This is a genomic window from Acinetobacter calcoaceticus ANC 3811, assembly GCF_000399665.1.
Taxonomy (GTDB): Bacteria; Pseudomonadota; Gammaproteobacteria; order Pseudomonadales; family Moraxellaceae; genus Acinetobacter; species Acinetobacter calcoaceticus_B.
In genome coordinates this window covers 2,462,818-2,474,384 of the sequence record NZ_KB976986.1, presented here as the reverse complement: position 1 = coordinate 2,474,384, position 11,567 = coordinate 2,462,818, and the positions used below count along the sequence as shown (strand labels likewise).

Here is an 11,567-nt window from a genome sequence, read left to right as displayed (position 1 = left end):
AAAAAAACCAGCCTACGGGCTGGTTTTTTTATAATTACTTATAACTTGAATAATAAAAAACGCCTGATATTGATCAGGCGTTTTTTTGAAGTGTTAAATCAGTTATTGGCGAATTTGCCCGTCACCTAACACAATCCATTTTTGAGAAGTTAAGCCTTCTAAGCCAACAGGACCGCGGGCATGGATTTTATCGGTAGAAATACCAATCTCTGCGCCTAAGCCATATTCAAAACCATCAGCAAAACGAGTTGAGGCATTAATCACGACTGAGCTTGAATCTACGCGAGCCAAGAACTGACGAGCCAAGGTGTAGTTTTCAGTCACAATTGCATCGGTGTGATGTGAACCATATTTGTTGATATGGTCAATTGCTTCATCAATACCACTAACTACTTTAACAGCAAGAATTGGCCCTAAATATTCGGTATACCAATCTTCTTCTGTAGCAGGTTTTACCGATGCACCCAAAATACGGCGTGTTTCTGGACAGCCACGGAGTTCAACTTGTTTTTCAGCATACAGTTCAGCAATACGTGGTAAGAAAACATCTGCAATTTTTTCATCAACAAGCAGAGTTTCCATCGCATTACAAACGCCATAACGATGTGTTTTGGCATTTAAAGTAATCGGTAAGGCTTTTTGCAAGTCTGCCTGTGCTTCAACAAATACATGGCAGTTACCATCAAGATGCTTAATGACTGGAATGCGAGCTTCATTGGTTACACGTTCAATTAAGCTTTTGCCGCCACGAGGAACAATCACATCTACATATTCAGTCATGGTAATGAGATGACCAACAGCCGCACGGTCAGAAGTGTTAATCACTTGCACTGAATGTTCAGGTAGGCCAGCAACTTTTAAGCCATGCTTAATCGCTTCAGCAATTGCTTTATTTGACTCAAGTGCTTCGGAACCACCACGTAAAATAATGGCGTTGCCCGATTTAATCGCTAAAGATGCAGCTTCAAGAGTTACGTTTGGACGTGATTCGTAAATCATACCAACAACACCTAGAGGTACACGCATTTTTCCAATTTGAATGCCTGTGGGGCGATATGCAAGATCAGTAATTTCCCCAATTGGATCGACAAGTGCGATCACATCTTTAAGACCTTGCAACATTCCTTTAAAACGTGCGGGTGTCAGTTCAAGACGATCAAGCAATGCGCTGTCGAGCTGATTGCTACGACCTTTATCCATGTCGATTTGATTCGCTGCCAAAATTGCTGCCTGATTATTTTCTAAAGCAGTATAAATAGCAGAGAGTGCATGGTTTTTTAGTGAGGTAGAAGCACTTGTAAGGACACGAGAGGCCTGACGTGCTTGTTGCCCAACTGTTTGCATATATTGTTCAATTGAATCGTGCATAGCATTTTTTAATCATTTACCAATGACTAAGATAGTAGCAGTCAAATGCGGAACAATGAATGGCTTTTTTTGAAAAATGTGACCGCCATAAAAAAACATTTAAATATTTTGCAAACTATTAGCGACTTAAACAAGATGAGCGGTCATTTGAGCGATTGCGTATATTTCACACAATTGTTTAGAATGTTATTGTGCAATACAAACTAATACAAATTTTAAAGTTTTGTGCATAAAAGGTTACGTGTTCAAGAAGGAACTCTTGCAGCATAAAAAAATTACAGCAAGGAGGAAGCAAGGATATGAATTCCATTATTCAAATGGATTCGGAGATCAACCAAGCTTATGCCGGTTTTGGCTTTTTCGATATCTACCATAGAGATAGTTTTAAACAACCTGCTCGGACAACATGGATTGACGGCTGGAAAATTGAATATATGGCGATTGCCGATCCAAAAACGATTCACAATACGCCAATTGTGATTGTGGGCGGTGCTTTCCAGAATTTTAATTCTTATAAATATTGTGTTGAACAATTATTTGAAAGTGGTCCGGTCATTTTAATTGATTTACCTTCTATGGGCGCAAATCAGCAAATTACTAATCGGGACACCGGAGTATCTGCGGGTATTTTAGAGCTACCTGATTTGTCTAAAATGTTGGGACGCTGGTTAGATATTGTTGGACTACAAAAAGTTTCTGTGATGGGAATGTCTTTAGGATCAGTAATCGCATCTTGCTTCGCTTATCATCGTCCAGAATTAATGGATCGCATGATTTTGATGGGCGTTATGCAAAAGACCCGAAAAAGTTGGCGAATGATTCTGGAAGAGTCGCTTAAGCTCATGCAAGAAAACCGCATGGAAGAGTTTGGACAAGCTGTAATTCTATATTTAGTTAACCATGCAAAATTAGATAAAACCCGCATGTCACCAACAGCTAAAAAATTATTTTTTAGGCAAATGGCTGAGTTTACGGGCACAGAGCGAGAACGTTATGAAATTAACTGTAATCGTCTTTTGCGTTTAACTGATGTACCTATTCCAGAGTGTAAAACGCTGGTTGCAGCAGGGCAGTATGATAGCTTTACTCTGCCTCATGAAAATGCGAACTTTGCTTTGCAATGCCCTGACATGGAATTTGCACTTATTGCAAACGCAGATCATGTACCTCAATTGCAGCGCCGCAAAGAAACCATGAGTTTGTTCACTTCATTTTTGAAAGGGGAATCTATCCAAAATCTGGATGGCATTATTCCCATGACACGTGAACAAATGCAAAACATGGAACGCCGTGGTGAAGAGCGAGTTCGGGTTTTGCAGCCAAAAACTCAACTTACTCATCGAGAGTCTGATGTACAGGTATCTGTGCAGATTGTTGATGTCACTTTCTTCGGCATGTATTTAAAAATGGATGATGTTTCGCAGCTTGATTTTGTAAGTGACCATCCACGTGACTTAGCATTGCATTTAGAAGATGAAGAAGGTACTTTTGCAATTGAATGCTTAATTTTTGAGAGTACAGAGCAGGGTATTCGAGCTTTATTTAAACATGGTAGCTTTGAGCTTGCTGATCGTTTAAGCCGTTTCATTGCTCGTCAAAAACAAGCAGCTTAATAATATTTTTATAGATGGAAGCTCGTTTATTTCGAGCTTCCATTTTTTATATTTGTCATTTTATTTGCGCGTGAATAGTCCAGACTAAATCACCTAAATGTTGCTCATGACGATCTTTAGAAGCTTGTCCAAAGAAAATTTGTGGTTGTTCCACGCTAACTTGATCAAACTCTGTATCTTTAAAAAAGTCTTCAACTTCTTTGGGGTTTTTAAAGTGAAAACTAAACGAGCTTCGAGACATTAATTTCAATAATTTACTGCTGTTCCAGATAATACTGGCAAGTTTGTTTTTAACTGGTTCAGGGTACAGATCTGTTAAATAATGAAAATTTTTAAAAGAAGCGCCATAGTGAGCAATCGATTGAATCAGCTGTTTTAATAAATCTTTATCAAAGTAATTAACTAAACCTTCACTGATTACAACCAATGGGCGATTGGGGTCAAACACTTCAAATGCTTGTGCAAAAGCTTCTGTAAATAAATCAACCGATAAAATTTCAGGCGCATTTTTTTCAATTTGTTGTAATGCATTTTGTTTAGTTTGCGCCATATCGGGTAAATCAAGCTCCCGATAGGTAATCGAAGGGTAATGCTGTCTAAACCACCAGCCACGTGGAGATAAACCACATGCTATTTCTAGAACTTGTAAATCAGGACTTTCTTGAATGAGTTGTTCTAAATGGTGATCAAGCATGGTGTGGCGTTGTTTGAGCGTAGTGCGCATGCTACCGCCCACATATTTCTCTGCCCACGATTCTATCGGATGAACCAAATACGCTAGTGATTTGCCTTTGGTTGTAGCAAGTGCTTCATGAGAGATCCCCATTTGATACCAGATATAGCCTGTATAATGGGCTGTAAAAGAGATGTGGCGGTGTTTTGAAAGTTGTTGTGTCATTCGTCCTGAGCTCGATTTATTGTTTTTGTGTGGTTTGACTGACAATTTTTTAATCATCAGTCAAATGTAGTCTTACTTGGAATTTAAATCGAATTCTTAAACTCTTCAATGGCTGTTTTGACAGCTTGCCAGTGTTCGCCAAGCGATAAGGTTTCACCAATCTGAATTTGTGGAATTTGACCACGCATGCGTTCAAGGCGTTCTTGATTTGGTAGTTCTAAGTTCGCAATACCTTCGAGTGCTGTACACGCTGCACTTCGGTCGTTACACACAAGTCCCATATCACAACCTGCCGCTAGAGCTGCTTGAATACGTGCATCTGCACCACCTGCTACACACGCGGCTTGCATAGTTAAATCGTCAGAGAAAAGCACACCATCAAACTTCAAACGGTTGCGTAGAACTTCTTGAATCCAGAAAGGTGAGAAGCCTGCTGGATTTGGATCGATCTGATCATAAATTACATGTGCAGGCATGAGCGCATCAAGCTGTGGCATGAGCTTAATGAAGCTTTGCATATCATGGTTATAAATTTCGTCATAACTGCGGCTATCGATTGCAGCTGCGACATGAGAGTCTGCTTTTACTGAACCGTGACCCGGGAAGTGTTTGCCCGTGTTTGCCATTCCAGCTTTTTTCATACCTTGCATAAACGCGCCAGCAAGTGGTGCGATGTCTTCAATATTTTTAGAGAAGCCACGATCACCAATCACATCACTAATTGCATTGAGGTCTAAAACGGGTGCAAAACTAAAATCGATACCGACAGCAAGGACTTCAGTTGCCATGAGCCAGCCACACTGTTCAGCCAGTTCAAGTGCTTTTTGAGGTTGGGTAATATAGAGTTCACCGAAACGACCCATGGCCGGTAATAAGGTAAAACCTGATCTTAGGCGCTGAACTCGGCCACCTTCTTGGTCGACAGCAATTAAAATATCTGGACGAATTTGACGCATATGGTCCGTTAACGCACGGACTTGTTGTGGAGATTCGATATTTCGTGCAAATAAAATCATGCCACCGACTTGCGGAGCGCGTAATAGTTCAATATCTTCTTGAGTAAGTTCTGTGCCGGCGATGTCCAGCATCAATGCGCCAATCATATTGGTTCCATTTGAATTTTGATTGAAAAACAATAAGCGAATTTTGCAATGTTTTGCTACATTTTGTCAGTACAGAATATGATAAAACTACACGGTATAAACAATTTAGTTGGTTAAGATTTTGAATCTGCTTAGTTCATATCGAAAACAGAGCGTGTAAGATAGGAATACCCAAGGAAGTATTAAAAATTTATGAAACTTCAAACTATAGCTTGTGCAGTAGCGATCGCGACTGGCGGTTTATTCTTCTCTCATACGATGAATGAAGCGAGAGCAGCAACGAATACTGCTGTAGTTTCTCAATCGATCCAGCCAACGCAAGAACAGGCTTTGGTGGCTCGCCAACTGGCAACTTTAGTTGATCGCCAACATTATTTGAATATGCGTCTGGATGCGACGACATCAAATCGTATTCTCGATATGTATTTAGATAGTCTTGATCCGGATCACTCACTATTTTTAGACGCTGAAGTTCAAAATTATAAAAAACTATATGGTTCAAATTTTGGTGCTTCATTAAAAGCGGGGAATTTAACTGGACCGTTTGCAATTCATCAGCAATATCGTGAACGCTTAAAACAATTTTATGAGTTCATGTTGACTGAGTTGAAACAGCAGCAAAATTTAAAACAGCCAAACAGCTATATTGAAGTTGATCGTGAAAAAGCACCGTATTTCAAAACTGCGGCTGATCAACAAAATCATTGGCGCAAAATGTTGGTTTCGCAGTTAATCAACTTAACGATTAGTCGTGAAGAAGAGCAAGCGAAACAAAAAGCGCTTAAAGAAAATCCTTCACTTGCTGATGGTCAAGACTTAACTGGCCCAGAAGATTTAACACCAGCTCAGACCTTAACTAAACGTTATACGCGTCAGCTTGAAAGAATTAGTCGTGTGAAAAGCGATGATGTGTTGGACAAAACATTAAATGCCATGTTGGCGACCTATGATCCACACAGTAACTATTACCCGCCAATTGATGCGATCGAATTGAATCGCCAAACGACCTTGCAACTAGAAGGTATTGGTGTGTCGATTCGTCCAGAGCGTGGTAATGAAGATTACACCAAGATTGAAACCATTGTAGAAGGTGGTCCTGCAAGTAAGTCTGGCCAAGTGAAATCAGGCGATCGAATCGTTGGAGTCGCCCAAGAAGGCGAGAAAATGATTGATGTGGTTGGTTGGACAAGTTCTGAAATTGTTGGACTTATTCGTGGTAAGCGCGGAACCAAAGTCACGTTAAAACTTCTTGGTGCTGGCGCATCAATGAGTCAAGCACGTAATGTGACCTTAGTACGTGATGTGATTCAAGAAGAAGATGCTGGTGTGCGTTCACGTACAGTTGAAGTTAACCGCGATGGTAAAAAGCATCTGTTAGGTGTGATTGAAATTCCATCATTCTATTTTGATTATCGTTCACGTCGTGCAGGCCAACAATACCGTTCAGTTTCTGAAGATACTGCAAATGCTTTTGAAGCGTTAAAAGCGAAGAAAGTGGAAGGCATTATTATTGACTTACGTAATGACCCAGGTGGTTCATTAGAAGAAGTTGCACGTATGCTCGGTCAAGTGATTAAGTCTGGTCCAGTAGTTCAAATTCGTGATGGCAATGGCAACGTAAGTGTTTTTGAAGACAACGATGGTGGTCAGCAAGTTTACACAGGTCCACTCGCTGTAATGGTGAACTTGGCATCTGCATCTGCAAGTGAGATTTACTCTGCTGCAATCCAAGACTATGAGCGCGGTATTATTATTGGTAGCACAACGACTGGTAAGGGTACAGCTCAGGTACAACTTGACACTCTGGCATATGGTCAAGCGACTCTAACTCAGCGTAAGTTCTACCGTATTACGGGTGGTAGTACACAAAATAAAGGTGTAGTGCCAGACATTAAACTCGTCGATATCTATAACGAAGAGTTTGGTGAACGTAAATCGAAGAATGCATTGAAGTGGGACACAATTCCTACTGCACCATTTAAACGTGAAGGTTCTGTTCAACCGTATGTTACAAAGTTGTCTCAGTTCTCTGAACAACGTGTTAGCAATGATGCTCAGTTTAAATATCTAGATAAACGTACTGCGATTGCCAAGGTTACGAGTGACCAGAAACAAGTGGTACTTGATATTGATAAACGCCGTGCAGAATTACTTGGTCTAGAGAAACAGACTTTAGATGCAGAAAATGAACGCCGTGCAGCAAGTGGTCAAAAGCCTTTTGCAAATTGGGAAAGCTATCAAGCTTCATTAGATGCTCTAGCTGAATCTCGCGCTAAAATGAAAGCATCACAACGTCCTGCATTGCCAGAAGAAGAAACTTTTGTGACTGAAGCTGCAAATGTACTTATGGATTATGCAAAATTACAAAATCGCTAAGTATTACTAAGTCTTAAGAAAAAGCATGCTGTTATCAGTGTGCTTTTTTTATTTTTCATGTCAGTAAACTGTCATGCATTCATCATCAAAATGTCAAAAAAATTGCTTAATCTTTAAGCATGAAAATAAATACATTGATGGATGGCGCTATGCAAAGCTCATATGCGACAGCACTATTAAAAGAACAGCAACTTCCTGAAAGCTTCCAATTCTTTTTTAAACAAAAGCAGCAGTTATCAAATGCGCATTCATTGCATGATTTGGTACGCCCACGTTTAAAAATTGCGATTGTTACTGAAACTTGGCCACCCGAAATCAATGGTGTGGCACTTTCATTATTACAACTATGCCAAGGTTTGCAAAAACTGGGGCATAAGATTTTACTGATTCGCCCAGAACAAAAAGCAAAATGCCATGACTTTACCCCAGAGCAAGAATGTCTAGTGATGTCGCAGGCTATTCCGAAATACCCGACTTTGCAGTTTGGTTGGCCACAATATTTAAAAGTATCGAAAGCTTTTGAAAAGTTTGTGCCAGATGTCGTTCACATTGTGACTGAAGGGCCTTTAGGTTTAACTGCCATGCAAGCTGCCAAGGCAAAAGCTATTCCAATTTCTAGCGGCTTTCATTCACCGTTTCAAGATTTTAGCCGATTCTTTGATTTGGCTTTTTTAGTCAAACCGATTCAAAAATACCTGTGCTGGTTTCATAACAATACTCAAGTGACTTGTGTGCCAAGTAAAGATACACAAGAAGCATTACGCGGTTTCGGTATTACTTGTCCGTTGGTTGTTGTTGGACGCGGTGTAGATACAACAAGATTTTCACCAAAGCATCGCTCTGAAAATTTGCGAAAGCAATGGGATGCCGACGAGAATACTCGCGTTATGCTCTATGTAGGGCGTTTGTCGCCAGAAAAAGAAGTGCAAGTACTCATTGAAAGTTATGCCAACTTACAAACTGTCCAGCCACATAAAACTAAATTGGTTATTGTGGGAGATGGCCCAGATTTTGCTCGTTTAAAGTTATTGTCTGAAGCGAAGGGTGTTATTTTTACGGGAAGTCTGAGAGGTCAAGATTTGGCAGCTGCCTATGCGAGTGCCGATGTATTCGTATTTGCGAGTCAAGTTGAAACGTTTGGTAACGTAGTTTTAGAGGCGATGGCAAGCGGTTTGCCAGTTATCGCGTATGATTATGCATGTGCACATCAATATTTAACCCATGGTGTGAATGGCTGGTTAAGCCCACTTGGACAAAAAAGCCACTTTATACAACAAATTTATCAGCTTCCTTCATTACAACAACTTAGAGAAATGGGCGTACAAGCCTGTCAGAAAGTACAGCAAAGCGGTTGGCAACTTCCGGTTCAGCAATTGGAGCAGGCATTTTATCAGGTAGTGAAGGAGCCCTCGGTGGACTTCACCTAAGTATCCTAAAATAGGAGAATGACCATGAAATTTAAGAATGCAAAAATAAAAATACTCGATTTAGATTTAAGAGGCTGTTTATATCTTAATAATTTCTCGCACTCACAGCGTGTTGCCCTTTTCTTCAAAATCATCAGTCGTGTGGGTGACGGTCCATTTTGGTATCTAATGCTGGCAATCGTGTGGGGGATGCAAGGCATCACCTATAGCCTGCAAATCATCTACTTGTTATTAGGTGGTTCTATTGGTACAGCAATTTATAAATTCTTAAAACACAAAACCACACGACCTCGTCCTTATCAGGTACATCAGGTGATTGTGCTCGGTGAAAGACCACTTGATCATTTCAGCTTTCCATCGGGTCACACGCTTCATGCCGTGATGGTGACAATTGTGTTGGGTTATATCCAGCCCGCTTTGCTTGCGGCGATGTTTCCTTTCATGGTGCTTGTAGCATTGTCTCGAATGGTGCTTGGTCTTCATTACCCAAGTGATGTGATTGTCGGTGCACTCATCGGTGCGGCAGTCGCGAGTATGATTATCTTTATGGCTCCGCTCTTGCACATCGCTTTATAAGCATCGGTAATTTTTATCAGCTTAAGCTATCGATTAGGTTTGTGGATTTGCTAAAGTACACAGTTCTTGATTTAGCAGATTAAACAGATAGGAGCCGCTATGGGCTTGCGTTGGACAGATACGATTGATATTGCCATTGAATTGTCAGAAGCACATCCAGAAGTTGATCCGCAATGGATTCGTTTTACCGATTTACATGCATGGGTATGTGCTTTACCAGACTTCAATGATGACCCAAATAAATCGACAGAAGGATTGCTAGAAGGGATTCAAATGGCCTGGATAGACGAAGTTCGCTAAAAACAGTAGAAATAATCGCAACTTTTACACATTCAAAGCTGATTATTGCCTATGACATCGGTATAATGCGGCAAATTTTTTAAAGTTTAAATCTTAAAATAAAGGAGCCACTCATGGCTATTGAACGTACTTTGTCTATCGTAAAACCTGATGCAGTGTCTAAAAACCACATCGGTGATATTTTTGCTCGTTTTGAAAAAGCGGGTTTAAAAATTGTTGCGACTAAAATGAAACACCTTTCTCAAGCTGATGCTGAAGGTTTCTATGCTGAGCATAAAGAACGTGGTTTCTTTGGTGACTTAGTTGCATTCATGACTTCTGGTCCAGTTGTAGTATCTGTACTTGAAGGCGAAAATGCAGTTCTTGCACACCGTGAAATCTTAGGTGCTACAAACCCTAAAGAAGCTGCTCCTGGCACTATCCGTGCTGACTTCGCTGTAAGCATCGATGAAAATGCTGCTCACGGTTCTGACTCAGTTGCTTCTGCAGAGCGTGAAATTGCTTACTTCTTTGCTGACAACGAGATCTGCCCACGCACTCGTTAATCGAAAGCATTCAAACCAGATAAGTGGTATACTACTTATCTGGTTTTTTTATTCTCTCAAGAGAATATTGTTTGATTCTTGAACAATATCTTCAGTTTTTTGACATGGTTTAGGTAAATACACATGAGTTCTGCAGAGGTCGTTTCATCTGAAAATCTTGATGGACAGCAGCAATCTTCGTCCACGCTGGCAATGCCTGCTGCCGAAAATAAAGTGAATTTACTCGGCATGTCTCGTCCTGAATTAGAAAAATTCTTTGAAGATATTGGCGAGAAAAAGTTTCGTGCCGGACAGGTCATGAAATGGATACATCAATACTTCATTACTGATTTTGCTGAAATGACCAATATTTCAGGCAAATTACGTGCGAAGCTTGAACAGATTTGTGAAGTTAAGGCTCCTGAAGTTGTTCACCGTCACTATTCAAAAGACGGTACACGTAAGTGGGTTTTTCGTGTAGGTGATGGTGCAGGTTCTTTAGTTGAAACTGTATTGATTCCTGCTGAAGATAAAACAGGCTTGCGCAAAACTTTGTGTATTTCGTCACAAGTCGGTTGTGCATTGGACTGTTCATTTTGTTCAACAGGCAAACAAGGTTTCCAACGTGATTTAACACCAGATGAAATCATTGGACAACTCTGGATGGCAAACTATTCTTATATGGAAGAAGTGCCCGTTGCCGAGCGCGAGCGTTCAGTGACTAATGTCGTGATGATGGGTATGGGAGAGCCATTGCTCAACTATGATGCTGTATTAAGCTCAATGCGGATTATGCTTGATGACTTCGCCTATGGCATGTCTAAGCGCCGTGTAACTTTGTCAACATCAGGTGTTGTACCTAAAATTGATCAACTTGCAAAAGACATTGATGTTGCTTTAGCAATTTCTTTACATGCGCCAAATGATGAATTACGTAACGAATTAGTGCCAATTAATAAGAAATATCCATTGGCTCAGTTAATTGCTGCATGTCAGCGTTATATTGCCAAAGATGGTAATGAAAGTTCGCGTAAACATGTGACTATTGAATATGTGATGTTAGAGGGTGTGAATGATCATCCTGAACATGCACAGCAAATGATTAAATTGTTAAAGAACTTACCAAGTAAAATTAATTTAATTCCATTTAATCCGTTCCCGCATGCACCATATGGTCGCTCAAGCCGAAATCGAATTATCTCGTTCCAAAAAACTTTGTCTGATGCAGGATTTGTGTGTACGATTCGTCAAACACGTGGTGATGATATTGATGCTGCATGTGGACAGTTAGTCGGTCAAGTGGCTGATAGAACTCGTCGTGCTGAACAGTGGCAGAAAAAAGTCACACAGCGTCAAGAGATTTTGCGTACACAAGGATAAAA

10 protein-coding genes are annotated in these 11,567 nt (G+C 40.4%); 7 read left to right on the top strand and 3 right to left on the bottom strand.

Annotated elements, in window-relative coordinates; all coding sequences use genetic code 11:
* Positions 1-102: 102 nt before the first annotated feature.
* Positions 103-1,368 (bottom strand): glutamate-5-semialdehyde dehydrogenase, encoded by a 1,266-nt coding sequence (locus F935_RS12860; RefSeq protein ID WP_016139307.1) that lies wholly within the window; start codon positions 1,366-1,368, stop codon positions 103-105.
* Positions 1,369-1,667: 299 nt separating this feature from the next.
* Between F935_RS12860 and F935_RS12855 the strand changes: the two genes are divergently transcribed.
* On the top strand, positions 1,668-2,981 hold the full coding sequence (locus tag F935_RS12855; protein WP_016139306.1) for an alpha/beta fold hydrolase: 1,314 nt from the start codon (positions 1,668-1,670) through the stop codon (positions 2,979-2,981).
* A 55-nt stretch (positions 2,982-3,036) separates the two neighbouring features.
* Here F935_RS12855 and F935_RS12850 read toward each other — a convergent pair whose 3' ends face one another.
* Complete coding sequence (locus tag F935_RS12850; protein WP_016139305.1) at positions 3,037-3,879, bottom strand: class I SAM-dependent methyltransferase; 843 nt, start codon at positions 3,877-3,879, stop codon at positions 3,037-3,039.
* Between the two features lie 83 nt (positions 3,880-3,962).
* Entirely contained in the window at positions 3,963-4,982 is a 1,020-nt protein-coding gene (gene nagZ, locus F935_RS12845) for a beta-N-acetylhexosaminidase (RefSeq protein ID WP_016139304.1), read from the bottom strand.
* A 192-nt stretch (positions 4,983-5,174) separates the two neighbouring features.
* Here nagZ and F935_RS12840 point away from each other — a divergent pair, with 192 nt between their 5' ends.
* The 6 genes from F935_RS12840 (at position 5,175) to rlmN (ending at position 11,565) form a co-directional block, all read left to right on the top strand.
* Positions 5,175-7,358 (top strand): carboxy terminal-processing peptidase, encoded by a 2,184-nt coding sequence (locus tag F935_RS12840; protein ID WP_016139303.1) that lies wholly within the window; start codon positions 5,175-5,177, stop codon positions 7,356-7,358.
* 137 nt (positions 7,359-7,495) lie between these two features.
* Entirely contained in the window at positions 7,496-8,785 is a 1,290-nt protein-coding gene (locus F935_RS12835) for a glycosyltransferase family 4 protein (protein ID WP_080645607.1), read from the top strand.
* A 24-nt stretch (positions 8,786-8,809) separates the two neighbouring features.
* The gene (locus F935_RS12830) at positions 8,810-9,361 is read left to right on the top strand and encodes a phosphatase PAP2 family protein (RefSeq protein WP_016139301.1); all 552 of its coding nucleotides are present in this window, start codon (positions 8,810-8,812) and stop codon (positions 9,359-9,361) included.
* Positions 9,362-9,460: 99 nt separating this feature from the next.
* Positions 9,461-9,661 (top strand): Fe-S cluster assembly protein IscX, encoded by a 201-nt coding sequence (iscX, locus tag F935_RS12825; protein WP_003654869.1) that lies wholly within the window; start codon positions 9,461-9,463, stop codon positions 9,659-9,661.
* Between the two features lie 113 nt (positions 9,662-9,774).
* The gene (gene ndk, locus F935_RS12820; protein WP_003654870.1) at positions 9,775-10,206 is read left to right on the top strand and encodes a nucleoside-diphosphate kinase; all 432 of its coding nucleotides are present in this window, start codon (positions 9,775-9,777) and stop codon (positions 10,204-10,206) included.
* A 123-nt stretch (positions 10,207-10,329) separates the two neighbouring features.
* Positions 10,330-11,565, top strand: coding sequence for a dual-specificity RNA methyltransferase RlmN (gene rlmN / locus F935_RS12815; protein ID WP_016139300.1), 1,236 nt, complete (start codon positions 10,330-10,332; stop codon positions 11,563-11,565).
* Positions 11,566-11,567: the final 2 nt, after the last annotated feature.